Genomic DNA, 24,542 nt, shown 5'->3' on the forward strand with positions numbered 1-24,542 from the left:
TAGTCAGATGAACTGGCGGCCGCCGTCGACCACCATGGTCTGCCCCGTGTAATAGGAACTGTCCGGCCCGGCCAGGAACAGTGCCGCGCCCACAATGTCCTCCGGCTGGCTGGCCCGCTTGATCGCACCGCGGTCCACACCGTAGTTCTCGGCGTTCTCCATCAGCCCGTAGCTGGCCTCGGTGAGGGTGAAGCCGGGGGCGATCGCGTTGACCGTAATCCCCCGCCGGCCCAGTTCCTTGGCCATCACCCGGGTCAGGGCCACCACCCCGCCCTTGGAGGCGACGTAGTGCAGCCACTGCTCCGAGCCGCTGAAGATCGTGGCACTGGAGAGGTTGATGACGCGCCCACCCTCGGGCAGGTACGGGCTGGCGGCCCGGGTCACGAGCCAGGGGCCCTTGAGGTTCACGTTCATCACCAGGTCCCATTCGGCCGGATCGATGTCCTCGAACGGGCTGCGGGTCACCCCCGCGTACACCGCGGCGTTGTTCAGCAGGACGTCGATGCGTCCGTTGCCGAAGTCCGCGCAGCTTTTCGCGAGGGCTTCGGTGGAGTCGACGCTGGTGACGTCGGCGTGGAAGGCGGCCGCGTCGGCTCCGGTGTCGAGGACCAGTTTGGCGGTTTCCTCGGCGCCGTCGAGGTTCACGTCCGCCACCGCCACGCGGTAGCCGCGGCGGCCGAAGCCGAGCGCGAATGCCCGGCCCAGGCCGCCGGCTGCTCCGGTGATCAGGACGGTGCGGGCGGCCTGGCCCGGTTGGCCCAACTGGCCCGCACCGTCATATGCCGCAGCAGGCATATTCGCGTCAGACATGGCTGTGGCTGTGCGCGCCGGGCCCGGCGACCTGCAGCTCCGGATCCCCGGCACCGGGAATCAGCGCGTCGAGGATCTGGACGGTGCCCTTGGTCCCGTCCACCCGCAGCCGCTGGCCGGTCTTGATGGTGGTCGAGGCCGAGCCGGTCCCGGTCACGGCCGGGAGTCCGTACTCGCGGCAGACGATCGCCGCGTGGCTCATCATGCCGCCGATGTCCGTGACCGTGGCCTTGATCTTGCCGAAGATCGGACCCCAGGACGGTGCCGTGACGGTGGCGACGAGGATCTCGCCCTGCTGCACCTCGGAGAGCTGGTCCGCGTCGGTGACCACGCGGGCCAGGCCTTCGACGACGCCGGGCGAGGCTGCCATGCCGCGCAGTCCGCCGCCCTCCACCGCTTCGCCGGCGCCCAGCCACTGCTGGACCTGCTCGGTGGTGATGCCCCAGAGCATCCGGGTGAAGGGTTCGGTGATGATCTCCGGCGGCGTGTTCAGCGCCGGGGCGGGACGGGCGGTTTTGAGCGCGTCCACGATCCCGCGGCGGCGTTCGATCTCCTCCGGCCAGTAGTCCGGGCCGATTGGTTTGGCGCCGACGCCCCAGCCGGTGACCAGGTCGAAGAGCGCGTCGCGGACCTCGTTGCGGCCCAGGAAGAGCAGGTCGTCCGGCTCGGTCCAGAAGCCCTCGGCCTGCATCATGCGGCTGAGTTCACGGATCTTGCGCCAGAACACGCCCATGGTCCAGTGCTCGATGTAGAAGTTGTGGTTCTCCACGTAGGGATAGGCGGTCGCGGCGAGCCCGCGCTTGGCGTCAAACAGCGCCTGGTTTTCGCCTTCCAGCAGGTCCCGGTACTCCTCGATGATGCGGTCGCGCTCAATGATCAGGGCCTCGGTCGGGCGCATGATTTCCTGGCCCTCGTCCACACGGCGGATGTAGTCCGCGATGTAGCCGAGCGGGATCTCCTGGTGTTCGTTCCAGTACTTGTCGTGGCCGTAGAAGCCGTTGCCCACGGTGAAGTTGAACCACGGGTCCTTGGCGGTCTCGTACTGGGCCGTCCAGCGGTCCCCGCCGGGGGCCGCGGCGATGGCGGCCAGGGTGGCGTCGACGTCGTCCGGGTTCCCGAAGTGCGCCTGGAGCCCGAGCTCAACGGCGAGCTTGGCGAGCTGCTTAAGCTCGTCATCCGGGCGGAAGAGCTCCATGTCCACGCCCTGCACCATGGTGGCGATGGACTGGTCCGGGATGTTGGGGAAGACCTGCTTGCAGAAGTTGAAGAAGTCCAGGTACGCGATATAGCCGAGGTTGAGGAACTCGAAATGGTACTGCCAGTTCTGGTACGCCAGCTGGATCAGCCGGTCGTAGCTCTCCAGCAGCTTCTCGGAGCCGTCCTTGCCCTTGCCGGAGAGGATGTCCTCCATCGGGACCACGTCCGGGAGCTTGGGGAAGGAGATGGTTTCCATCTCGTCGATGGTGCCTTTGACCTTGACGTGCCACTGCTTGAGCAGCTGCTCCCAGTTCTGGAAGTAGTGGCCCACGCGCTGCTCGAAGAGGGGCACCCGCGCGGCGATCTGGTCCTCCGGCACCGGGATCGGCGACATGTAGAGGTAGCCGAGGTGGATGCGGAATTCGATGCCGTTGGCGTTGGGGATCATCAGGTGCCGGGCGTTGTACTGGCCCAGGCATTTGACCGCGAATTCGCCGCCGATGGTCTCGAAGGGCTTGAATACGGTGGGCCAGTGCTGGCTGTCGCAGAACCAGAACTTGGCGTCCTCCTGCTCCTTGAGCTTGTCCTGGAAGACCAGATAGTACGGGTAGATCTTTTCCCAGCCCTCGGCCCCGGCGGGTACCGCGAGCTCGGAGGGTTTGGGGAAGGACTTCAGGGACATGGCGGTCCTTTCAATACGGGCTCGGCGTTGAGCCTGGGTGACGGAGCGGACGAGCGGGTCAAAACTTCTCAGACGGAGGGCTTGAGCAGGGAAGCGGTGATGCTTCCGAGGCTGAAGCCGGACGCGGACGACGGCGCCGGGCCGGCCGCCGTCGTCGGGGAGCCGGGCGCGGGTGCTGCGGGCGCGGGGCTGAGTCCGCTGAAGTAGCCGCCGGCGGCCGCCGAGGACGGGGCTGTTTGAGTGACCACCGTCGGTCTGGAGGAGTGGACGGTTTCCGGGCGGGACTGCAGCAGGAGCAGGTTGTCACCGTCGGGCAGGTCCGTGTCGAGGGCCCATTCGATGTCCTGCGGGCACTTGTAGTGCTTTTCGGCGCGCTTGGCCATCTGTGCGACGGCGGTGAGTTCGGCGTCGGTGAGGCTGCGGCGGCCGCGGCGTTCGGCGTCGACCTCCCGTTCGACGAGGCCGCGAACCCCGGCGACGGGGACCAGTTCGGCGTGCTTGTCGCCGAGGTGTTCGGAGATGACGGTCAGGGTGACCTTGTCCAGCATGATGTTGTCCGGGGTGACCTGGCCCGAGACCACCATCTCGCCGACCCCGTAGGAGGAGTCGATGGTGATCTTGGAGCGGTCGCCGTTCGTGGGGTCCATGGTGATTGCGACGCCGGAGACGCGGGCATTGACCATCTTCTGCACCACGACGGCCATCGAGAGGCCCTCGTTGGGGATGTTGTTCTTGAGCCGGTAGATGATGGCGCGGGAGGTGAAGAGCGAGGCCCAGCACTGCCGGATGTGCTCGGTGACGGCCTTGACGCCGTCGAGCCAGAGGTAGGTGTCCTGCTGCCCGGCGAAGGAGGCGTCCGGCAGGTCCTCGGCGGTGGCGCTGGAGCGGACAGCCACCGGGACGGGTGCCTCGAAGCGGGACATCAGGGCCTCGTAGGCACCGACTGTGAGCTCGCGCATCTCCTCCGGCACCGCCCGGGAGCAGATATCCTCGCGGATGGCGGCGGAGACTTTGTCCACCTGGCCCATGTCCTCGGGGTCCAGATCGGCGAGGAGCTGGTGGATATGCAGGGTGATGCCGGCCTCCTCCATAAACGCATCAAACTGGGCCGTCGTGACGACGAAGCCGGGCGGGACGGGCATGTCCGCCTCAGTCATGGTGACCAGGGACGCGCCCTTGCCGCCGAGGTTCTCGAGCTTCGGTTCGATGCCGCCGTCGAAGAACTGGATGTATTCGTTGCTTTGCATATTTCTCAGGCCTTCCAGCTGACGGGGACGGTCTCGGGGACGCGGAAGGAGAGGTTTTCGCGGAAGCTGATGGCTTCCGGCTTCTCCAGCTGCAGCTCCGGGGCGAGCCGGGCGACTTCCTCGAGGGCGATTTTGGCCTGGAGCTTGGCGAGCATATTGCCCAGGCAGTAATGGATGCCGTACCCGAAGGACAGGTGCTCGCGGGCATTGGGGCGGGTGATCTCGAAGTCCTCGCCGGCGTCGAACTTGTTCCCGTCCCGGTTGGCGGAGCCCATCAGGAGGAGCAGTTGCGCCCCCTTTTCGATCGCGACGCCGCCGACTTCGGTGTCCTTGAGGGCTTTGCGCCGCCAGCCGACGATCGAGCCGGCGTAGCGGAGGACCTCGTCGATGGCGGCAGGGATCTTCTTCGGGTCCTCGACGAGCTGCTTCCACTGCTCGGGGCGGGCCAGGAGCTCGCGGAAAGCGTTGGAGATCAGCGTGGTGGTGGTCTCGTGGCCGGCGAAGAGCAGGCTGTAGAGGACGGAGGCGATCTCGTGGTCGGAGATCTCGGCCCCTTCCTGTTGCGACTTCACGAGGTCCGCGGTGAGGTTGTCGCCGCCTTCCTCGTGGGCCACCTTGACCAGGCGCAGGCACTCCTGCCAGTACTCGACGAGGTTGTGGGCGTGCGGGATCTGTTCCTCGTCGCTGAGGTCGCCCCAGGTCATCGCGGCGCGGGAATCGCTCCAGCGTTTGAAGGTGTCCACCTGGGAGGCGTCCGCGCCGATCAGGGTGAGGATGGTGATGGTGGGGACGTCGTAGGCAAGGTCCTTGACCATGTCGCCGCGGTGTTCCGGGCGGGCAAGCATCGTTTCGAGCAGCTCGACGACGTTCTGCCGGATGAAGGGTTCCAGGGCCTTGTAACGGCGGGGCGTGAAGGCCTTCTGGACCACGGCGCGGATGCGGGTGTGCTCCGGAGGGCGGCGGGCAGACAGGCCGGAGTAGGCGGTGAAGCCGCCGTCTTCCATGATCTTCTTCGCTGCGGCGCCGCGTTCGCGGACGGGGGCCTGGGCGTTTTCGCTGGAGAAGGTCTCCCAGTCATCGAAGACGGCCTTGATGTCGTCATAGCGGGAGATGACGTAGAGGCCGACCCGCTCGTCGAACATGACGGGCTGCTCGGCCCGGAGTTCTGCGTAGGCGGGGAAAGGATCCTTCATCTGGAACGGCTCGTAGCCGTGGTGCCCGGCGGGGGCTTCGGCGCCGTGGCCAAAGGGACAGCGGCCGGCCGTTTCAGTCGACGATGACATCTGGGCTCCTTGGTTTTCGGTCCCGCCGGCGGCGGCGGTGCCTGCCGGGGGTTCTTATTTCCCAGTGTGGCCCCGATCACTCTCCGAGGGCAGGGTTGGCTTCCACTGAGTGGAAACCAGTTGTTTTCGTGCCCCGTGGCGCGGGTGCTGGCCGCGGTCCGGGCCGCAAGTCGAGGGCTGCCGGCTCAGTCCGTGCCGGCGATGTGACTGCCCAGCAGCGTCTCCAGCGGAATCCTGGCCGTGGCACGCTCAATCTGGGCGGCGATGCCCTTCAGGACCGGCAGGTGGCGGGTCATTGTGGCTGCCTGGCTGGTGGGCAGCACCAGGCCGATTGCGGCACCGATCCTGCCGGTGTGGAAGACCGGGACGGCGATCGAACAGGATCCCAGCCGGACCTCCTCCAGCGTGGTGGCGTAGCCCTGTTCGCGGATCTGGGTCAGCTCCGCGGCCAGCTTCTTGGGGTCCACGTGGGTATGGGCCGTGTGCCGTTCCAGCTGCCGGTTCAGGTACGCGTCCCGGACCCAGTCCTCCTCGAAGGCCAGGATGACCTTCCCGACAGCGGTCGCGTGCATGGGAAGCCGGCCCCCGACCCTGCTGGCGCGGGGTACCCGTTTGGAGCCGTAGACGCGGTCAATGTAAAGCACCTCGTGGCCGGCCCGGACCGCCAGGTGGGCGGTTTCGCCGGTGAGCGAGAAGAGGTCCTGAATGTAGGGCCGGGCTGCGTCGCGGAGCTGCCGCCCGGTGTTCTGGGCCAGTTCCCAGAGCCGGATGCCCAGCTGGTAGCGGCCGTTCGGTTCGCGGGAGAGGAATCCCCAATCGGTGAGCTCATTGACCAGGCGGTGCGCGGTGCTCAGCGGCAGCCCGGATCTTTCGGCGATGTCGGTCAGGCTCAGGGCGCCCCGGGATTTCTCGAAGGCCTCCAGGATGGCGAGGACCTTCGAGGCCACGGTCCTGCCGGGTTCGCGGCTGCCGCCGGCCATCCTGACCTCCTGTCGCGGGTGCTGGATGCATTCCCTGCCGTCGTGAGGCCGGTGGCCACCCGGAATGGAGTCTAGTCCGGAGTGGCGTCAAAGGGCTCGGAGCCGCCCCAATCAAGCAACGCGGGGTCACTTACAGCGACGACGACGGCGGCATGCGGCCTTCTCGGTGCGCGCCGCCGTCGTTCTTCCAGGGATGGACCGGGGAGCCAGCCGCCCGCGCCCCAAGGTGACGGCCCGCAAACCGTTCCGCACCGCGGACGGCACTGGCATGCTGGTGAGGTGACTTCGACCTCGACGGACAGTCAACGTACGGCGCTCAGCTGGAAGCTGGTGCCGGCGGCGCTTGTCTCGGTGTCCGGCGTGCTGCTGTTTGGCGCCGAGAATGACCTTCCTGGCTACGGCCTGCTGGCCATGGGCGTGGCCACGGCGGCTTTCATCGACCGCGAATTGATGCGGCACCTCGCGCTGATCGCGGCGGGAATGGTCATCATCAGCGTGGTTCCGCTGAACGCTGATTTGAGCACCCGGCATATGGTCCTCATGGGCGGCGCCCTCGCCCTGGCCGTGCTGGTGCCATGGCTGGTGTCGCGGTTCGTCTACGGCGAGGACATCATCACATTTCCGGTGAACACCGGCCGTAAATGGCCGTTGACCGCGAGGTTGTATTTGATCGGCGTGGTCCTGCTCGGATACTTCATTCTGCCCGTGTACCTGATCAGCACCGGGGTCTACCAAAACTGGCCGGACGCCTCCGACCCGGCCATCTTCTGGAAACTTTTTCTCGGCGTGAACGCCGTTGGCATCTGGGATGAGCTGTTTTTTATCTGCACCACGTTCGCACTGCTGCGGCGGCACTTTCCGGACTGGCTGGCCAACATCCTGCAGGCCGTGGTCTTCTCGTCGTTCCTGTGGGAGATCGGCTACCAGGCGTGGGGGCCACTGTTGACGTTCCCGTTCGCGCTGCTGCAGGGCTACACCTTCAAGCTGACGAAGTCCCTCACCTACGTCGTGACGGTGCACCTGACCTTCGACTTCGTCCTGTTCCTCGCGCTGGTGCACGCGCACAACCGCGACTGGCTGCCGATCTTCCTGTACTGAGCGCTGCCTTTAGCCTTCGTCGCAGAGCAGGTGGTACCGGCTGTCGGCGAGCACCTCGAGGGCGTGGTCGCGGCTTGCCGGACAGCCGGGCGGCCGGGCGGCCGGGCAGCCGGGCAGCCGGGCGGCCGGGCAGCCGGGCAGCCAACTCAGAGTGAGCGGAGGATCCCGCGCTCCCGCCCAGTTACTAGCCCAGGAAGCGGTCCGGACCAGGCGACACGCCGTGGCCGGGCCTCCTCCGAAATGGTAACTGGGCAGGAGCGCAGTTCCACCGTGACAGGAAAGGCGCCGCGGGGAAGTCTCCCCGCGGCGCCTTTGTCTACTGTCTGAATCGCGTTGCCATGTGGATCGTTGTGCCCTACGCCGGAACAACTGCGGGCGCGGGTTCACGGACAAGTTCGATTGCGAGGTCGACGGCCAGATCTCCCACCACGCGCTCGTACAGCAGCCCGCCCTTGGCAGTGCTGGAGCCCGCGGCCGATGACAGGCAACCGGTGGCGGGTGTCCGCGCCGGCACTACCGGCAGCCTGTCGAAGCGGGGCAGGACCGCGGCAGGACCGTCGATCAGGCGGTCCATGGCAACCCGGGCCGGTTCGAGGTGGAGCATGAGCGAGGTTTCCAGGACCCCGCCGTGCTCGATGTCCCAGCCCGGGAAGCCATCGGGGTAGACCTGCGTCAGCGTGTCCTGGCTGACAAAGTCCCAATACGACAGCAGCAGCACGCTCTGCTCTGCCCCGGGCTCAATCCCCAGTTCGGCCAGGGCCAGGTCGATTCCCTCGTACAGGAACTGGTAGTTCTCGAAGTGGCCGTTGACGAAGACCAGGTGCCGGACGCCCTGCTTGAGGAATGACTTGACCAGGTTGCGCGCCACGCCGATGAGGGTGGTGCCATCCAGGCTGACAGTACCCGAGAGGTGGTCGCCGCCGCCGGACTTCTGCTGCGACTTGTACCCGTAGGCGATCGGCTGGGCAACCAGTGCACCCAGCCGGCGGGCGACACCCTCCGCAAAGTGGGAGGCCAGGATGGTGTCCGTTCCGAGCGGGAGATGAGGGCCGTGCTGCTCCAGGGACCCGACGGGAATGAGGACGAGCGCCTCCCCGGATGCCAAGGCTTCGCGATAGGCAAATGCATCCAGGTCTTCCAGAAATACTGACTTGTCCATGCTGGTGAACTCCTGGTCAGAGGGCTGTGGTGGCGGCGGAGAGGTCGCTGACGCGAGGCTGGGCTGAAACCGGGGCAGCCTCGTCGGCGCCGAGCACCGTGAGGTACTTCCGGTGGAAGCGCGGCCCCATCAGGGCGTAGGCCGTGGCGCTGGACAGTCCGCCGGCCAGCCAGGACAGGTCCCATCCCCCGAGGGCGACGGCGATCGGGCCCTGCATTGCCGGTACCAGTCCGTACATGAACAGCCAGGTGGCGAAGATTCCGATGAGCAGGGATGCGATGCCGGCGGGATTCACGCCCGGGAGGCGCTTAGTGCCCACCGCGTCGAACAGCCGGGCCGGGTCGCTGGGCCAACGCTTCTCAATCCAGAAGTAGTGCACCAGCATCACACCGCCCCAGGCGGCCACCCACGCTACGAGTCCGATCAGCCACGCGTCCAGGACGGCGGCGAAGTCCTCCTGGAAAATGAAGAAGACGACGGCGGCGAGCGAGAACACTCCGACGAATAGGTTGAGCTTGCGGCGGCTGATGGTGATGTCGAGGGCCTGCGTCGCGACGGAGAAGGTGTAGATGTTCAGGATGTTGGTAGCGATGGGCCCGTGCAGGACCATCAGGAGTACCGGGAGGGCCAAGACGCCGAAGTTCTGGACGATCAGTTTGCCGGGGTCGATCTCGCCGCTGTTGGTGGCCAGGCTGGCGCCCAGGATGCCGAGCCAAACGACGGGGATGAACTGCCCCAGAACCGAGGCGAGGTAGACCTTGCGCTTGGGCACTTCGGTGCTGACGAAGCGGGAGTAGTCGGCGGCGTAGGTGAACCAGGTGATGCCCCAGCCGATGCCGATCGCCGTCATGACCGCGCTCATCGCCGCGATGCGCTCGGAGCCTTCTAGGATATTGCCGGCCGGTCCGGCGTAGGACCAATTGATCTTCATGCCGAACCAGGCGACGGCGGACATCACGGCGAGGATGATGATGGTGGGCGGCACGGTCCACTTTTCAAAGGCCGCAATGGCCTTATAGCCGAACCATGCGATGGCGACCTGCGCGGCCATGATCGCCGTGGCGACGCCGATCTTCCAGGCGTAGTTTTGGGCCGTCGGGTCAACCCATCCGAGGGTTCCGAACAGCGCCATCACCAGGTCCAAGATGATCCAGGTGTTGACCGCGCACCAGCCGATGACCAGCAGTGCCTGGATGGCTGCCGGAAGGTAGTTGCCGCGCCGGCCAAATGCGGCCCGGGCGAGGACCATGCCGGTCGCCCCCGTCTTCTGGCCCAGCAGCACAAAGCAGCCGAAGAGCAGCATGCCGATCAGGTTCCCTAAAACCAGAACGGTGACGGTGTCGGCGAAGCCGAGGCCGAGGTGGATGCCGAGGGCGCCAAGCACCCAGTTGATCGGGGCGAGGTTGGCACCGGCCCAAATCCAGAACTGGCCTGAGACCTTCCGCGTCCGCTGGGATTCGGGGATGGGCTGGAGCCAGGCTTCGCAGTCTTCGTCAACTGCGGGAGCGGGGCTGGCCGAAATCAAAGGGGGTTTTTCACGCATTGGAGCCTCCGTGAGTGAGTGGGTCCTTCAAGATTATGTGGCGCATGCCACATCCGGCTATATATGATCTGTCTATCTAATCCTTGCTTTACGCGACGGAGTGTCATGTCAATACGTCTTGAAGATGTCTTAGCCCACCCGACTCTCTCCGCCGCTGATCCCGTGGTCCGGGCGGCGGCCGGTACCGCGGCCAGGACCCAGCTCCGCTGGATCCACTCCAGTGAGATTCTGGACATCGCGCCGTTACTGGACGGCGGGGAGCTCCTGCTGACGGGAGGGGAGGCCCTCGCCCTCGCCTCCGAGGAACGGCGGGTCACCTACATCCGCCAACTGGCAGAGCGCGGGGTGGCGGCCCTGGCCATCGAAACCGGCGTCGCCCTCCCATCACTCCCGTCCTCGATGGTTGCCGCTGCCGAGGCTGCCGGCCTTCCGCTGATCGAACTGCGCAAGGTCGTGCCGTTTGTCAGTGTTATGCAGGCCATCAACTCGTCACTGGTCAGCGAGTCGGTCTCGCAGTTGCGGCGGGCCGATGAGGCCAGTCACGCGATGGCCGTCGAGCTCGCACACGGCGGCAGCCTGGACCGCATCCTGGCCGTGCTCGCCGAAATCACCCACAGTGAGGTGACCTTGGCGTCCCTCACCGGCGCGCCCCTGGCCAGTGCAGCGCCAGCACACGCCGAGACCGCCGACGACGGCGCGCCCGAGCCCGGGACGAACGAACCCGCGATGCCGGAACATGCACGCCTGATCCACATCGACGTTCCGGTCCGTGGCATCCTTGCCGCGCAGCTCCTGCTCCGGGTCCCGGCGGACGAGGACGAGAACCTTGCCCGGACAGCCGGAAAACGCTCCGTGGACATTCTGGCTCTGGCCATGCTGCAGCGGATGTCGCCCGGACTGCGGGAGGTTGCCGGAGCTGCGCTGATCCGCGCGATCGATTCGGGCAGCCAGCCCTGGCGGCTGCAGCAGTTGGCGTCAGCCGCCGGAATTCCGGTCTCCGCCCCGCTCGTGGCCGTGGTGGTGCGCTCGGATATCTCCCAACAGCTGCGGACATCCCTGGAGCAGCACCTGTCCCGGGCGGCGCAGTCCCACGCCACCTACGTCGACAACGCCGAGCTTCTCGCCATAGCCAGCCTGGCCGGGGATGCCATGGAAGAGAGCCGGCAGCGGCTCCTGGCAGACCTCTCGGAGCTGCCCGCCATGGACGGAACGCTCGCCGCCGTGGGCCCCCTGGTGGCCGGCATTTCGGACGCTCCCTGGTCGCTGTCCGAAGCCAAGCTCACGCTGGAATTGGCGGCTTCCCCGGAGCAGGCCCGCCCGGGAAGCGGCGGCGTGCACGGTCCCGTGATCGACGCCGAGGCTTTCGCGGTGGAACGTCTCACCGTTCAATCGCTGGACCCGTACCAGCGGCGGAACTTCGTGCGCCAGCAACTGGGCGCGCTCCTGGATCACGATGCACAGCGAAATTCGAGGCTGCTCGACACCCTGGCCACGTGGCTGGACTGCGGCTGCAACACCGCCCACGCGGCCCGCGAGCTTCATGTGGAGCGGCAGTCGATGCACCAGCGGCTGCGGCGGATCTTCGAGCTGTGCGGCGGTGACCCCCGGGACTCGGGCCGGCTGGCGGCACTGCATCTGGCCGCCCGGCTGGCCCGGCTGGCCTGACTAGTTAAGCTGCCCTGTGTCGCCCGGCCGGCCGGGGTCCTACCCGGGGCCGGCCTGCTCCGGCCTCCTCGGCGGACGTCCGCCGAGCCGCGTGGTGACCCGGCCTGCCGCAGCCGCGCACGCCTCGCCCAGGCTTTGCAGCCGCTCGCGGGAGACGCGGAAGCGGGGGGCCGGGATCAGGACGGCGGCCACGATGTCGCCGCGGTGGTCATAGACGGGCGCGGCCACGCCGACTTCGTCGATGGATGATTCACCGTAGTTGATGGCCCAGCCCCGGCGGGCCACATCGCCGAGTTTGATCTGATAGCCGTCGAGGCTGGCATCATCGAGCCCCGGATAGGTGATGGCTCCGCTTCGGAGCAGGCCGCGGACACGCTCGGCCGGTTCGGCGGAGAGAAACACCTGCACGGAGGCGCTCATGGCGTCTTGGTAGCGGGCTCCCAGCGGGGTGGTGTGCTTGATCTGGTGGTGGCTGGCGATCTGTTCCACGCACATCGATTCGGACCCGTTCCAGACCATGAGGGCGCTGGTTTCGCCAGTCTGTTCGGTGAGTTCCCGCAGGACCGGGTAGGCCACGCGCCGTTCCTCCAGTTCCGCGAGCAGCGGGCCGGCAACGGCGATGAGGCCCAGGCCCAGCCGGAACCGGCGGGTCTCCGGATCCCGCTCCACGAGGTGTTCCTGCTCGAACGTGGCCAGGATCCGGGACACGGTGCTTTTGTGCAGGCCGACGCGGCTGGCGATCTCGGTGACCCCGAGCAGCGGCTCGTCGGCGGTGAAAGTCCGCAGCACGGCGATGGCGTTGACGATGACGGAGGTGCCCTTGGTGTCGCCGTTTCCGGTGGTGTCAGCAGATTCTTCTGGACTCATGGTGACTTCCATCATTCCTTACGGGGGCCCGAAAAGCGGCGCCACGTCGAACGTGGCGCCGCTTCAGTGCGGGTCAGAAGATGGTCAGGCGCCCACGATGTTGTGTTCGGGACCGAACGGGAACTTGGTGATGTTCTCTGCGCCGTCGTCGCCGACCACCAGGATGTCGTGCTCACGGTAGCCGCCGGCGCCCGGCTGTCCATCCAGGACCGTGATCATCGGTTCCATGGAGACCACCATGCCAGGTTCGAGCACGGTGTCGATGTCCTCGCGGAGCTCGAGTCCGGCCTCACGGCCGTAGTAGTGGCTGAGGACGCCGAAGGAGTGCCCGTAGCCGAAGGTCCGGTTGGCCAGCAGGCCGTGTCCGACGTAGATCTCGTTGAGTTCAGCGGCAATGTCCTTGCAGACCGCGCCCGGCTTGATGAGTTCGAGGCCGCGCTTGTGGACTTCCACGTTGATGTTCCACAGCTCCAGGGAGCGGGTATCGGGTTCGCCGTAGAACAGGGTGCGTTCCAGGGCCGTGTAGTAGCCGGAGGTCATCGGGAAGCAGTTCAGGGACAGGATGTCGTGTTCCTGGATCTTGCGGGTGGTCGCCCAGTTGTGGGCGCCGTCGGTGTTGATGCCGGACTGGAACCAGACCCAGGTGTCCCGGATTTCGGAATCCGGGAAGGTCCGGGCGATTTCGTGGACCATGGCTTCGGTGCCGATCAGTGCAACCTCGTATTCGGTGATCCCGCCGGTGATGGCATTGCGGATGGCTTCCCCGCCCAGGTCACCGATGCGGGCCCCGTGCTTGATGACCTCGATCTCTTCAGCGGACTTGATCATCCGCTGGCGCATGGCTGCCTGGGCGACGTCGACCAGGGTGGCGGATTCGAAGGCGGCCTGGATCTTGTTGCGGTTGTCCAGCGGGAGCGAATCGTCTTCGACGCCGATCCGGCGCGGGGAAATGCCGCGGGTGCGCAGCACCTCCTGGATGGCGAAGATGTAGTTGTCGCGGCGCCAGTCCGTGTAGACCACGTTGTCACCGTAGCTGCGGCGCCAGGGCATGCCGGCGTCGATGTTGGCCGTGACGGTCACGGTTTCGTCCTTGGTGACCACCATGGCGTAGGAACGGCCGAAGTAAGTGAACAGGAAGTCGGAGTAGTACTTGATGGAGTGGTAGCTGGTCAGGACGACGGCGTCCAGGCTTTTCTCCGCCATGATGCGGCGCAGGCCGGACAGCCGGCGTTCAAACTCGGCGTCGGAAAAGGTCAGCTTTTCCTTCTGTCCGTTGTGCAGGACTTTCAGTCGCTCCAGATCGGAGATCGATGAGGCGTTGGCAGATGTTGTGACAGTCATTATGGTGGTGCCTTTCTTCGGTGTTGTTCTTTTCGTGAGGAAAGTTTGGGAGCGGACTGGGTTTATTCGTGAGTCAGCGGTTCCTTGCTGGTTTCACGGGAGAGTGCGACGGCGATCAGGGAGATGACGGCCGCGGCGACGAGATACCAGGCCGGGGCCAGGTCGTTGCCTGTGGTGGCGATGAGGAGGGTGGCCATGAAGGGCGCGGTGCCGCCGAAGAGCGCGTTGGAGAGGTTGAAGCTGACGGCGAAGCCGCTGTAGCGGACCCGGGTGGGGAACATCTCCGCCAGGAAGCTCGGGAGCGTCCCGTCGTTGAGGGTGAGCATGGCGCCCAGCAGGATCTGGACGAGGACGATGACCAGGAAGTTTCCGGTGCCCAGCAGGGCGAAGGCGGGAACGGTCAGCACGATGAAGCTGAGGGATGCGGCGATGAGCACCTTCTTGCGGCCGTAGCGGTCCGAGAGCATTCCGGTGAGGAAGATGAACCCGATGTACGTCAGCAGCGCGATGGTGGTTGCGAGGAAGGATTCGGTTGCCCCGAGTCCGAGTTCGGAGGACAGGTAGGTCGGCATGTAGCTGAGGATCACGTAGAAGCCGACGGCGTTGAGCAGCACCGCCCCTACAGCCTTCAGCAGCAGCCGCCAGTGGTTGCGGAAGAGCCCGAATACGGGGGCCTTGACGGTCTGGTCCTCTGCTGCGAGCTCGCGGAATACCGGGGTGTCTTCGAGCTTGGTGCGGATGTAGCGTCCGATGAGGCCCATCGGGGCCGCTAGCAGGAACGGCAGGCGCCACCCCCAGCTTTGCATTGCGTCGGTGCTGAGCAGGGTGGTCAGGAGCCCCGCGAGCAGGGAGCCGAGCAGCAGGCCGGCGGCGGTACTGGCGGGCACGACGGCGGCGTAGAGGCCGCGCTTGTTGGCGGGGGCGTACTCCACGAGGAAGGCGGATGCGCCGGCGTATTCACCGGAGGCCGAGAAGCCCTGGGCGACGCGGATGATCAGGAGCAGGATCGGCGCCCAGATACCGATTGTGTCGTAGCCAGGTATCAGTGCGATGCAGAACGTCGCTCCGGACATGATCAGGATTGACAGGGAGAGGGCAGTCCGGCGCCCGACCCGGTCGCCGATGTGGCCCCACACGAAGCCGCCAAGGGGCCGTACCAGGAACGAGATAGCAAACAGGGCGAAAGTCAGCAGCAGACCTGTCTGGGGATCGGATTCGGGGAAGAAGACCGCGGCGATGGTGACGGCCAGGTAGCCGTACACGGCGTAGTCAAACCACTCGACGAAATTTCCGATGAAGCTCGCCGCGACCACCCGGCGCCGGGTTTCCTTGCTGACCGCGGAGTGTTCCCCACCCGGGCCGGACCCCCCGGCCGTCGGAGGCTGTGAGCCTGGGTCCGGAGCCCGCCGTGAGGTGTGATCCGGGATGGTTGACGCTTTGCTTGGTTCGTTACTCATATGTCCACCAATGAAAATTTGGGTTGCACTGAACGCAACGCTGTTGCATCAGATTATGCGTGAGCTGAAGCACAGTCAAGGGATTTTTACCCGCCTGGTAAGAAATATGTTTAAAACGTTCGCGCCGAAAAAGCCATTGACGCAACACCGCTGGCGATCTAAAGTTGCAACCAACGCAACACTGTTGCATTCCCCTTACTGTTTTTTGAACCGAAAGAGGCCGCCATGACGGGCACCCTGAATGAACCCCTGGCCAGCGTCGACGCTGACGTCGCCCGGGCCATTGACCACGAGCTGGCGCGCCAGCAGTCGACCTTGGAGATGATCGCTTCGGAGAATTTCGCTCCTGCGTCGGTCATGGAGGCGCAGGGCTCCGTCCTGACGAACAAGTATGCCGAGGGCTACCCGGGCAAGCGCTACTACGGTGGCTGCGAGCACGTTGACGTGATCGAGCAGCTCGCGATCGACCGGGTCAAGGCTCTGTTCGGCGCGGAAGCCGCGAACGTGCAGCCGCACTCGGGTGCGCAGGCTAACGCCGCCGCGATGTTTGCCCTGCTGGATCCGGGCGACACGATCATGGGACTCTCGCTGGCGCACGGCGGACATCTCACCCACGGGATGCGCATCAACTTTTCCGGCAAGCTTTACAACGTCGTCCCCTACCATGTGCGCGAATCGGACATGACCGTGGACATGGCCGAGGTCGAGGCCCTTGCCCTGGAGCACCGCCCGAAGATGATCGTGGCTGGCTGGTCCGCGTACACGCGCCAGCTCGACTTCGCGGAGTTCCGCCGGATCGCCGACGCCGTGGGCGCCTACCTCATGGTCGACATGGCCCACTTCGCCGGCCTCGTCGCCGCGGGACTGCACCCGAACCCGGTGCCGTACGCCGACGTCGTCACCACCACCACGCACAAGACCCTCGGCGGCCCGCGCGGCGGCGTGATCCTGAGCAAAGAGGAGTACGCCCGCAAGATCAACAGCGCCGTCTTCCCGGGCCAGCAGGGCGGGCCGCTGGAACACGTGATCGCCGCAAAGGCCGTGTCCTTTAAGATCGCCGCAAGCGATGAGTTCAAGAACCGGCAGCAACGCACCCTAGAAGGGGCCAAGATCCTGGCAGAGCGCCTGCTCGCACCGGACGTCGCCGAATATGGGATCTCCGTAGTGGGCGGCGGCACCGACGTGCACCTGGTCCTGGTGGATCTGCGCAATTCTGCGCTGGACGGGCAGCAGGGCGAGGATCGCCTGCACCGAATCGGCATCACCGTGAACCGCAACGCGGTCCCGTTCGACCCCCGCCCTCCCATGGTCTCCTCCGGGCTTCGGATCGGCACACCGGCCCTGGCCACCCGCGGCTTCGGGCCGGCCGAATTCACCGAGGTTGCCGACATCATCGCCGAAGCCATCAAGGGCGAGCTCAGCGACGAGTCGGCCGTACTGCTCCGCGACCGGGTATTGGTCCTCGCCGAGAAACTTCCGCTCTACCCGAATCTTTCCGGAACAGCCGGAACCACCCCGAACGGAGTTGCACAATGAGCACGGAACAGCTTCCGGAGCACCCGGATTTCCTCTGGCGCAACCCGGAGCCCAAGTCCTCCTACGACGCCGTGATTGTCGGCGGCGGCGGGCACGGCCTCGCCACCGCCTACTATCTGGCCAAGAACCACGGGATGACCAACATCGCCGTCCTGGAAAAGGGCTGGCTTGCCGGCGGCAACATGGCCCGGAACACCACCATCATCCGCTCAAACTACCTCTGGGACGAGAGTGCGGCGATCTACGAGCACGCCCTGAAGCTCTGGGAAATCCTGCCGGAGGAACTTGAGTACGACTTCCTGTTCAGCCAGCGCGGCGTGATGAACCTCGCCCACACCCTGGGCGACGTCCGCGAAAGCATGCGCCGCGTGGGGGCGAACAAGCTCAACGGCGTGGACGCCGAATGGCTGGACCCGCAGCAGGTCAAGGAACTCTGCCCCATCCTGAACATCAGCGACAACATCCGCTATCCCGTCATGGGCGCCACCTACCAGCCGCGCGCCGGCATCGCCAAGCATGACCACGTCGCCTGGGCCTTCGCCCGCAAGTGCGACGAACTCGGTGTTGACATCATCCAGAACTGCGAGGTCACCGGCTTCCTCAAGGACGGCAACCGCGTTGTCGGCGTCAAAACCAACCAAGGCACCATCAACACCGAAAAGGTGGGCCTCTGCGCCGCCGGACACAGCTCGGTCCTGGCCGAAATGGCCGGCTTCAAGCTCCCCATCCAGTCCCACCCGCTCCAGGCCTTGGTCTCCGAACTGCACGAACCGGTCCACCCCACGGTGGTCATGTCCAACCACGTCCACGTCTACGTCTCCCAGGCGCACAAGGGCGAACTGGTCATGGGCGCCGGCGTGGACTCCTACAACGGCTATGGCCAGCGCGGATCCTTCCATGTGATCGAGCACCAGATGGCAGCCGCCGTCGAACTCTTCCCGATCTTCGCCCGGGCACATGTGCTCCGGACCTGGGGCGGGATTGTGGACACCACCCTGGACGCCTCCCCGATCGTGGGCACCACCCCGGTGGAGAACATGTTCGTGAACTGCGGCTGGGGAACCGGCGGATTCAAGGGCACCCCCGCCGCCGGGCTGACGTTCGCGCACACCATCGCCACCGGCACACCGCACGCCCTGAACAAGCCCTTCGCCCTGGAACGCTTCGTAACCGGGGCCCTCATCGACGAACACGGCGCCGCCGCCGTCGCCCACTAGCCGCCGTCCCTTAGAAAGAAGACGCACATGCTGCTTATCTCCTGCCCCAACTGCGGCTCGCGCGACGAGACCGAGTTCCACTACGGCGGCCAGGCCCACGTCCCGTACCCGGAGAACCCGAACGACCTGAATGACCAGGAATGGGCCCAGTACCTGTTCTACCGCGAAAACCCCAAAGGCATTTTCGCCGAACGCTGGCTGCACAGCACCGGCTGCCGCCAGTGGTTCAACATGCTCCGCGACACGCTCACCTACGACATCCAGGCCATCTACCCGATGGGCACGCCCCGGCCCGATGTGACGGTCCAGGCCGCCAATGAATCCGGCACTGCCAGCACCGCTGCTGACAGCACCACCACCGGGGACTCGGCGCCCAGCATCTCGGCTTCCAGCATCGCCCCGGCCGCAACACCCGCCAGCACCACCGCCCCGAAGGGAGCAACCAAGTGACTTCCCAGAACGCCCGCCTCGCCGCCGGTGGACGAATCGACCGCACCATCTCCTGGCGTTTCACCGTGGACGGCGAGGAGTTCACCGGCCACCCAGGCGACACCCTCGCCTCGGCCCTGATCGCGAACGGCCGCATCTCTGCCGGCAACTCCCTCTACGAGGACCGGGCCCGGGGCATCATGTCCGCCGGCGTGGAGGAATCCAACGCCATGGTCAAGATTGCTGCGCGCTTCCCCGGCGACGTTGCCGAGTCCATGCTCCCCGCCACCACGGTCACCCTGGTGGACGGTCTGAAAGCCGAACTCCTCAACGGCCTGGGCAAGCTGGACCCGGAGGAGGACCGTGCCGAGTACGACAAGAAGTACGTTCACACCGACGTCCTGGTGATCGGCGGCGGCCCCGCCGGCCTCGCTGCGGCCCGCGAGGCCGTCCGCACCGGCGCCCGCGTGATCCTCATGGACGACCAGCCCGAACTGGGCGGGTCCCTCCTTTCCGGCGCCACCGCGCCCGGGCTGGCTGAGACCATCGAAGGAAAACCGGCCCTGGAATGGGTAGCGGACGTGGAAGCGGAACTCGTCTCGGGAGCCGACAGCACCGTCCTGAACAGGACATCCGCCTTCGGCGCCTACGACGCCAACTATGTCATCGCGGTCCAGAACCGCACCGACCACCTGTCCAGCCCGGCCGCCCCCGGCGTGTCCCGGCAGCGGATCTGGCACGTGCGCGCCAACCAGGTGGTGGTTGCCCCCGGCGCCCACGAACGCCCGCTGGTCTTCGAGAACAACGACCGCAACGGCATCATGCTGGCCTCGGCCGTCCGCAGCTACCTCAACCGCTACGGCGTTGCCACGGGGCAGCGCGTGGTCATCAGCACCACCAATGACAGCGCCTACGCCCTGGCGGCGGACCTGCAGGCCGCCGGCGTCAAGGTCGCCGCCGTCGTCGACGCCCGTGAAAAGCTCACGGACGTTGCTGCGGCCGCCGTCGAAACCGGCACCCGGGTGCTGATCGGCAGCGCCGTTGCCAACACCGCCGCCCCGGGCTCCGGCGACGGCCGGCTCAACGCCGTCACCGTCCGCAGCATCAACGCCGACGGCGAACTCACCTCCGGCGTCGAGGAGATCGCCTGCGATCTGCTGGCCGTGTCCGGTGGCTGGAGCCCGCTGGTCCACCTCCACTCCCAGCGGCAGGGCAAGCTGCGCTGGGACGACGAGCTCGCCGCTTTCGTACCGAGCACCGTGGTACCGAACCAGCAGAGCATCGGTTCCGGCCGCGGCAGCTTCGAACTCGAGGACTGCGTGGCCGAGGGCATCTCCGCCGGAGCCTCTGCCGCCACCGCCGCAGGCTTCGCATCCTCCGTCGAGCCCGCCCCCATCGGCGAACCCAAGGCGTCCGCCCCGACCCGGCAGCTGTGGCTGGTCCCGGGCCAGGAAGGCACCCCGGATAACTGGCACCACCACTTCGTGGACTTCCAGCGTGACCAGTCTGTGGCCGACGTGCTGCGATCCACCGGAGCCGGCATGCGGTCCGTGGAACACATCAAGCGTTACACCTCGATCAGCACCGCCAACGACCAGGGTAAAACCTCCGGCGTCAACGCGATCGGCGTCATCGCCGCTGCGCTCCGCCAGGCAGGGGAAGCCTCGCGCGGAATCGGCGACATCGGCACCACCACCTACCGGGCTCCGTTCACCCCGGTGGCGTTCGCGGCACTCGCCGGACGCCAGCGCGGCGAACTGTTCGACCCCGCCCGCGTCACCTCCATCCACCCCTGGCACGTCGCCCAGGGTGCCCTGTTCGAGGACGTCGGGCAGTGGAAGCGCCCCTGGTACTACCCGCAGGCGGGGGAGGACATGGACGCCGCAGTGCTGCGCGAATGCGCCGCCGTCCGCGACTCCGTGGGCTTCATGGACGCCACCACGCTGGGCAAGATCGAAATCCGCGGCAAGGACGCCGGTGAGTTCCTCAACCGGATCTACACCAACGCCTTCAAAAAACTCGCCCCGGGTTCCGCCCGGTACGGCGTGATGTGCATGGCAGACGGCATGATTTTCGACGACGGCGTGACCCTGCGTCTCGACGAGGACCGCTACTTCATGACCACCACCACCGGCGGCGCCGCGAAGGTGCTCGACTGGCTGGAGGAATGGCTGCAGACCGAATGGCCTGAACTGGACGTGCACTGCACCTCCGTCACCGAACAGTGGAGCACCATTGCCGTCGTCGGGCCCAAATCCCGCGCCGTTCTCGCAAAGCTGGCACCGCAGCTTGCCGCGGACGGCGGGCTGGAAGCGGAAGCCTTCCCGTTCATGACCTTCCGCGAAACCACCCTCGCCTCCGGCGTGCAGGCCCGGGTCTGCCGGATCTCGTTCTCCGGCGAACTGGCCTACGAAATCAACATCCCGTCCTGGTACGGGCTGAACACCTGGGAGGCCGTGGCCGCCGCAGGGGCCGAATTCAATATCACCCCCTACGGCACCGAAACCATGCACGTGCTCCGCGCCGAAAAGGGCTACCCGATCGTCGGGCAGGACACCGACGGCACCGTCACCCCGCAGGACGCGGGCATGGATTGGGTGGTTTCCAAGGCTAAAGAGTTCATCGGCAAGCGATCCTACGCCCGCGCCGATGCCAAGCGCGAGGACCGCCGGCACCTGGTCAGCGTCCTTCCCGTGGACGGCACAATCCGGCTGCCCGAAGGCACCCAGCTGGTGGAAAAGGGCATCCCCACCAGCCCCGCCTACGGCCCCGTCCCCATGCAGGGCTTCGTGACCTCGAGCTACCACAGCGCGGCCCTGGGCCGTTCCTTTGCGCTGGCACTGATCAAGAATGGCCGCAACCGCATCGGCGAGACCCTCGTGGCCGCCGCCGGCGACCAGCTGGTTGATGTCGTTATCGCAGAAACCGTACTTTTTGACCCCGAAGGGACCCGCAAAGATGGCTAATACAGCAGCACTGACAGGCATCAATGGACTCCAGGACATCCGCCGCAGCCCCGCCTCCCACCTGGCCGACGCGCTGGCGGCCGGCTCCGTACCGGGCAAGGTCGTCCTCACCGAAGGCCCTTTCCAGACCATGGCCGGAATCCGCGTGGACCCCCGCTCCGAGGCAGGCGCACGGATCGCCGCCGTGACCGGCGGACTGCCGGCACACTGCGGCGAAGTGACCGGCACGGACAGCATCAGCGTCCTCTGGCTCGGACCGTCCGAGTTCATGGCAGTGGCACCGGAAGCCGCCCACGATTCCCTGGGCGGCAACCTCATCGGCTCCCTCGTGGAAGCACTGGGCGACGCCCCGGGCCAGGTAGTGGACCTCTCCGCCAACCGCACCACGTTCGAGCTCTCCGGCCCGCGCGCCCGGGCCGTCCTGGAAAAGGGCTGCGCCCTTGACCTGCACCCCCGCAGCTTCACCCACGGAACGGCGCTGACCACCGAAGTCGGCAACATCCCCGTGGTGCTGCAGAAGACCGGGGAGGACAGCTTCCGGATCTTCCCCCGGGCATCGTTCGCGGACTTCCTGGGCCGCTGGCTCCTGGACGCCATGCGCGAATACGCCTCCCCCGAGGTCCCCTGATGGCGCTCAGCGTCCTGGATCTCTTTTCCGTTGGCATCGGGCCCTCGTCGTCACACACGGTCGGCCCGATGCGGGCGGCAAAGCTGTTCGCCGACGGACTCAAGGGCGACGGCCACCTGAGCGCCACCAAACGCGTCCAGGCCGAACTGTTCGGCTCCCTCGGTGCCACCGGCCGGGGCCACGGCTCCGACAAGGCCGTGGTACTCGGACTCCAGGGTTTGGACCCGGAGACTGTAGACACCTCCACCGCCGATGACCAGGTCGCGGCCGCCGCGCTCGATGCCGAACTCCGGATCGGCGGAGAGCATCGGGTGGACTTCAACTGGGACGAGGACGTGGTGCTGCACCGCCGCAAGTCCCTCCCAGCCCACCCCAACGGCATGACCTTCCGGGCCCTCGACCACGGCGGGACGGTCCTCAGCGAACGAAGCTTCTGCTGCCCTACCCCTTCACTTCGGGCGACGAGCTCCTGAAAATCTGTGCCCGCGAGAACATGTCCATCGCCGACGTGATGCTCGCCAACGAGCTCGTCTGGCGCAGCGAAGCCGAACTCCGGGACAGGCTCTTGGCCCTCTGGGCGGTCATGCGCCAGTGCGTCGAGAACGGCTGCGCGGCCGAGGGAATCCTGCCCGGCGGGCTGAACGTCAAACGCCGTGCCCCGGCCTTGTTCCGGACGCTGGCAGCATTCGCCGTCAGCGCCGAAGCCGAAGCGAGGAACCCGTCCCCAGTCCAGGTGCCCGCGGACCCACTGCTCGCCATGGAATGGGTGAACCTGTTCGCCCTGGCCGTCAACGAGGAGAACGCCGCGGGGGCCGGATCGTCACCGCCCCCACCAACGGTGCCGCCGGGATCGTGCCCGCCGTCCTGCACTACTACGTCAAGTTCGTCCCCGGGGCCAACGACGACGGCGTCATCCGCTTCCTGCTCACAGCCGCCGCCGTCGGGATCTTGTTCAAGATAAATGCCTCCATCTCGGGGGCGGAGGTCGGCTGCCAGGGCGAAGTCGGATCGGCCTGCTCCATGGCGGCAGCCGGGCTATGCGAAGTCCTTGGCGGCAGCCCCGCCCAGGTGGAAAACGCCGCCGAGGTCGGGATCGAACACAACCTCGGGCTGACCTGCGACCCCGTCGGCGGACTCGTGCAGATCCCCTGCATCGAACGCAACGCCATTGCCAGCGTCAAGGCCATCAACGCCGCCCGCCTCTGCCTGCACGGCGACGGCAGCCACAAAGTGTCCCTGGACAAAGCCATCAAAACCATGCGTGAAACAGGAGCGGACATGAAAACCAAGTACAAGGAAACCTCCCGCGGAGGCCTCGCCGTGAACGTGATCGAGTGCTGAACTGTGAATACCCTCACTAGCAGCGCCAACGAATACGTCCTGACCCTCGACTGCCCGGAAACACGGGGCCTCGTCCACGCCGTGTCCGGATTCCTGCTGGAACAAGGCTGCGACATCCTCGAAAGCAAGCAATTCGACTCCCAGGACGACGGCCACTTCTTCATGCGGATCCACTTCGCCTCGGCCGACGACTCCCCCGGAGGACCGGCCACCCAAGAGTCGCTCCAGGAGGCCTTCGTGCCCGTGGCCGAGAAATTCGGCATGCAGTGGCAATTGCGTCCCCACGGGATGAAACGCCGGGTCCTGATCATGGTCTCCAAATTCGAGCACTGCCTCAACGACCTGCTGTTCCGCGCCCGCATCGGGGAACTGCCCATCGACATCGTCGGGGTCGTTTCGAACCATCCGGACCACCGGGGAATCGTGGAATGGCACGGCATCCCCTTCTTCCATGTGCCCGTCTCGGCCGACACTAAACCGGCCGCCGAAGCGGCCCTGATGGAGCTCGTCGACCGGCTGGACGTCGAACTGGTGGTCCTGGCCCGTTACATGCAGGTCCTCAGCGACGAGCTCACCCGCCGCCTGGATGGCCGCGCCATCAACATCCACCACTCCTTCCTGCCCAGCTTCAAGGGCGCTAAGCCCTACCACCAGGCGCACGCCCGCGGCGTGAAGACCGTCGGCGCCACCGCGCACTACGTCAACGCGGAGCTCGATGAGGGACCGATCATCTCCCAGCAGGTGGTGGAGGTCGACCACACCTTTGGCGCCGAGGACCTCGTCGCCGCCGGACGCGACACCGAACGCAAGGCACTCTCCAACGCCGTCCGCTGGCACTGCGAAGGACGCGTCTTCCTCCAGGGCAACCGGACCGTCGTACTGAAATAGCCGCCACGGAGTCAACCAACAGTGCGGGGGCAACTGTGTCACCCGGCGCCGGCCGCCCCCACAACAACGAAAGAGACATCCAGTGAATCAGTCAGTTCCCCGGGCCACGGGCAGCAGCCGCGTTAAGCGCGGCATGGCGGAGATGCTCAAGGGCGGCGTCATCATGGACGTCGTCAACGTCGAGCAGGCCCGCATCGCTGAGGATGCC

General features: G+C 66.3%; 18 protein-coding genes and 2 pseudogenes. 10 read left to right on the forward strand and 10 right to left on the reverse strand.

Annotation, left to right across the window (positions count from 1 at the left end; translation table 11 throughout):
- Positions 1 to 3: 3 nt before the first annotated feature.
- The 5 genes from ACZYZ3_RS08575 to ACZYZ3_RS08595 all read right to left on the reverse strand — a co-directional run bounded on the left by ACZYZ3_RS08575 (position 4) and on the right by ACZYZ3_RS08595 (position 6,199).
- On the reverse strand, positions 4 to 810 hold the full coding sequence (locus ACZYZ3_RS08575; protein ID WP_463963397.1) for an SDR family NAD(P)-dependent oxidoreductase: 807 nt from the start codon (positions 808 to 810) through the stop codon (positions 4 to 6).
- Complete coding sequence (locus tag ACZYZ3_RS08580; protein ID WP_463963398.1) at positions 803 to 2,689, reverse strand: PEP-utilizing enzyme; 1,887 nt, start codon at positions 2,687 to 2,689, stop codon at positions 803 to 805. The genes ACZYZ3_RS08575 and ACZYZ3_RS08580 overlap by 8 nt, the downstream gene beginning before the upstream one ends.
- Before the next feature lie 68 nt (positions 2,690 to 2,757).
- On the reverse strand, positions 2,758 to 3,936 hold the full coding sequence (locus ACZYZ3_RS08585) for a PEP/pyruvate-binding domain-containing protein (protein WP_463963399.1): 1,179 nt from the start codon (positions 3,934 to 3,936) through the stop codon (positions 2,758 to 2,760).
- 5 nt (positions 3,937 to 3,941) lie between these two features.
- The gene (locus ACZYZ3_RS08590; RefSeq protein WP_463963400.1) at positions 3,942 to 5,219 is read right to left on the reverse strand and encodes a cytochrome P450; all 1,278 of its coding nucleotides are present in this window, start codon (positions 5,217 to 5,219) and stop codon (positions 3,942 to 3,944) included.
- Between the two features lie 185 nt (positions 5,220 to 5,404).
- Positions 5,405 to 6,199, reverse strand: a complete 795-nt coding sequence (locus ACZYZ3_RS08595; RefSeq protein WP_463963401.1) for an IclR family transcriptional regulator — start codon at positions 6,197 to 6,199, stop codon at positions 5,405 to 5,407.
- A gap of 279 nt (positions 6,200 to 6,478) precedes the next feature.
- On the opposite strand from ACZYZ3_RS08595, the gene ACZYZ3_RS08600 reads away from it, so the two are divergent.
- Complete coding sequence (locus tag ACZYZ3_RS08600) at positions 6,479 to 7,297, forward strand: CPBP family glutamic-type intramembrane protease (protein WP_463963402.1); 819 nt, start codon at positions 6,479 to 6,481, stop codon at positions 7,295 to 7,297.
- 355 nt (positions 7,298 to 7,652) lie between these two features.
- On the opposite strand, the gene ACZYZ3_RS08605 is transcribed toward ACZYZ3_RS08600, so the two are convergent.
- Together ACZYZ3_RS08605 and ACZYZ3_RS08610 are read right to left on the reverse strand one after the other, a co-directional pair.
- Positions 7,653 to 8,456: a creatininase gene (locus ACZYZ3_RS08605; RefSeq protein ID WP_463963403.1), complete on the reverse strand. Its 804-nt coding sequence runs from the start codon at positions 8,454 to 8,456 to the stop codon at positions 7,653 to 7,655.
- 16 nt (positions 8,457 to 8,472) lie between these two features.
- A complete protein-coding gene (locus tag ACZYZ3_RS08610; RefSeq protein WP_463963404.1) occupies positions 8,473 to 9,999 on the reverse strand; it encodes a purine-cytosine permease family protein in 1,527 nt (508 codons plus the stop codon).
- Positions 10,000 to 10,104: 105 nt separating this feature from the next.
- On the opposite strand from ACZYZ3_RS08610, the gene ACZYZ3_RS08615 reads away from it, so the two are divergent.
- Positions 10,105 to 11,664, forward strand: coding sequence for a PucR family transcriptional regulator (locus ACZYZ3_RS08615; protein ID WP_463963405.1), 1,560 nt, complete (start codon positions 10,105 to 10,107; stop codon positions 11,662 to 11,664).
- A gap of 39 nt (positions 11,665 to 11,703) precedes the next feature.
- Here the strand turns inward: ACZYZ3_RS08615 and ACZYZ3_RS08620 are convergent, their stop codons facing one another.
- The 3 genes from ACZYZ3_RS08620 to ACZYZ3_RS08630 form a co-directional block, all read right to left on the reverse strand.
- A complete protein-coding gene (locus ACZYZ3_RS08620) occupies positions 11,704 to 12,531 on the reverse strand; it encodes an IclR family transcriptional regulator (protein ID WP_463963406.1) in 828 nt (275 codons plus the stop codon).
- 84 nt (positions 12,532 to 12,615) lie between these two features.
- On the reverse strand, positions 12,616 to 13,872 hold the full coding sequence (locus ACZYZ3_RS08625) for an aminopeptidase P family protein (protein ID WP_463963407.1): 1,257 nt from the start codon (positions 13,870 to 13,872) through the stop codon (positions 12,616 to 12,618).
- A gap of 62 nt (positions 13,873 to 13,934) precedes the next feature.
- Complete coding sequence (locus ACZYZ3_RS08630) at positions 13,935 to 15,329, reverse strand: MFS transporter (RefSeq protein WP_463963408.1); 1,395 nt, start codon at positions 15,327 to 15,329, stop codon at positions 13,935 to 13,937.
- Positions 15,330 to 15,554: 225 nt separating this feature from the next.
- Here ACZYZ3_RS08630 and glyA point away from each other — a divergent pair, with 225 nt between their 5' ends.
- From glyA to ACZYZ3_RS08670, 8 genes and pseudogenes are all read left to right on the forward strand, one after another.
- Positions 15,555 to 16,865: a serine hydroxymethyltransferase gene (glyA, locus tag ACZYZ3_RS08635; protein ID WP_463963409.1), complete on the forward strand. Its 1,311-nt coding sequence runs from the start codon at positions 15,555 to 15,557 to the stop codon at positions 16,863 to 16,865.
- On the forward strand, positions 16,862 to 18,082 hold the full coding sequence (locus tag ACZYZ3_RS08640) for a sarcosine oxidase subunit beta family protein (RefSeq protein WP_463963410.1): 1,221 nt from the start codon (positions 16,862 to 16,864) through the stop codon (positions 18,080 to 18,082). The genes glyA and ACZYZ3_RS08640 overlap by 4 nt, the downstream gene beginning before the upstream one ends.
- 27 nt (positions 18,083 to 18,109) lie before the next feature.
- Positions 18,110 to 18,532, forward strand: a complete 423-nt coding sequence (locus tag ACZYZ3_RS08645; protein WP_463963411.1) for a sarcosine oxidase subunit delta — start codon at positions 18,110 to 18,112, stop codon at positions 18,530 to 18,532.
- Positions 18,529 to 21,477, forward strand: a complete 2,949-nt coding sequence (locus ACZYZ3_RS08650) for a sarcosine oxidase subunit alpha family protein (protein ID WP_463963412.1) — start codon at positions 18,529 to 18,531, stop codon at positions 21,475 to 21,477. The genes ACZYZ3_RS08645 and ACZYZ3_RS08650 overlap by 4 nt, the downstream gene beginning before the upstream one ends.
- Positions 21,470 to 22,105: a sarcosine oxidase subunit gamma gene (locus tag ACZYZ3_RS08655; RefSeq protein ID WP_463963413.1), complete on the forward strand. Its 636-nt coding sequence runs from the start codon at positions 21,470 to 21,472 to the stop codon at positions 22,103 to 22,105. The genes ACZYZ3_RS08650 and ACZYZ3_RS08655 overlap by 8 nt, the downstream gene beginning before the upstream one ends.
- Positions 22,105 to 23,446 (forward strand): annotated as a pseudogene (locus ACZYZ3_RS08660) (L-serine ammonia-lyase). The gene ACZYZ3_RS08655 and the pseudogene ACZYZ3_RS08660 overlap by 1 nt, the downstream one beginning before the upstream one ends.
- Before the next feature lie 3 nt (positions 23,447 to 23,449).
- The gene (gene purU / locus ACZYZ3_RS08665) at positions 23,450 to 24,334 is read left to right on the forward strand and encodes a formyltetrahydrofolate deformylase (RefSeq protein ID WP_463963414.1); all 885 of its coding nucleotides are present in this window, start codon (positions 23,450 to 23,452) and stop codon (positions 24,332 to 24,334) included.
- Positions 24,335 to 24,416: 82 nt separating this feature from the next.
- A pseudogene (locus tag ACZYZ3_RS08670) lies at positions 24,417 to 24,542 on the forward strand (pyridoxal 5'-phosphate synthase lyase subunit PdxS); the annotation flags it as partial.

The sequence above is a fragment of the Pseudarthrobacter linnaei genome, from assembly GCF_055412825.1.

Excerpts from the sequence above, each read along its gene's own strand:
- ACZYZ3_RS08580 (WP_463963398.1), bottom strand. The coding sequence starts at position 2,689 with ATGTCCCTGAAGTCCTTCCCCAAACCCTCCGAGCTCGCGGTACCCGCC.
- ACZYZ3_RS08590 (WP_463963400.1), bottom strand. The coding sequence starts at position 5,219 with ATGTCATCGTCGACTGAAACGGCCGGCCGCTGTCCCTTTGGCCACGGC.
- ACZYZ3_RS08655 (WP_463963413.1), top strand. The coding sequence starts at position 21,470 with ATGGCTAATACAGCAGCACTGACAGGCATCAATGGACTCCAGGACATC.
- ACZYZ3_RS08610 (WP_463963404.1), bottom strand. The coding sequence starts at position 9,999 with ATGCGTGAAAAACCCCCTTTGATTTCGGCCAGCCCCGCTCCCGCAGTT.
- glyA (WP_463963409.1), top strand. The coding sequence starts at position 15,555 with ATGACGGGCACCCTGAATGAACCCCTGGCCAGCGTCGACGCTGACGTC.
- ACZYZ3_RS08630 (WP_463963408.1), bottom strand. The coding sequence starts at position 15,329 with ATGAGTAACGAACCAAGCAAAGCGTCAACCATCCCGGATCACACCTCA.
- ACZYZ3_RS08625 (WP_463963407.1), bottom strand. The coding sequence starts at position 13,872 with ATGACTGTCACAACATCTGCCAACGCCTCATCGATCTCCGATCTGGAG.
- ACZYZ3_RS08595 (WP_463963401.1), bottom strand. The coding sequence starts at position 6,199 with ATGGCCGGCGGCAGCCGCGAACCCGGCAGGACCGTGGCCTCGAAGGTC.
- ACZYZ3_RS08605 (WP_463963403.1), bottom strand. The coding sequence starts at position 8,456 with ATGGACAAGTCAGTATTTCTGGAAGACCTGGATGCATTTGCCTATCGC.
- ACZYZ3_RS08585 (WP_463963399.1), bottom strand. The coding sequence starts at position 3,936 with ATGCAAAGCAACGAATACATCCAGTTCTTCGACGGCGGCATCGAACCG.
- ACZYZ3_RS08575 (WP_463963397.1), bottom strand. The coding sequence starts at position 810 with ATGTCTGACGCGAATATGCCTGCTGCGGCATATGACGGTGCGGGCCAG.
- ACZYZ3_RS08620 (WP_463963406.1), bottom strand. The coding sequence starts at position 12,531 with ATGAGTCCAGAAGAATCTGCTGACACCACCGGAAACGGCGACACCAAG.
- ACZYZ3_RS08615 (WP_463963405.1), top strand. The coding sequence starts at position 10,105 with ATGTCAATACGTCTTGAAGATGTCTTAGCCCACCCGACTCTCTCCGCC.
- ACZYZ3_RS08645 (WP_463963411.1), top strand. The coding sequence starts at position 18,110 with ATGCTGCTTATCTCCTGCCCCAACTGCGGCTCGCGCGACGAGACCGAG.
- ACZYZ3_RS08640 (WP_463963410.1), top strand. The coding sequence starts at position 16,862 with ATGAGCACGGAACAGCTTCCGGAGCACCCGGATTTCCTCTGGCGCAAC.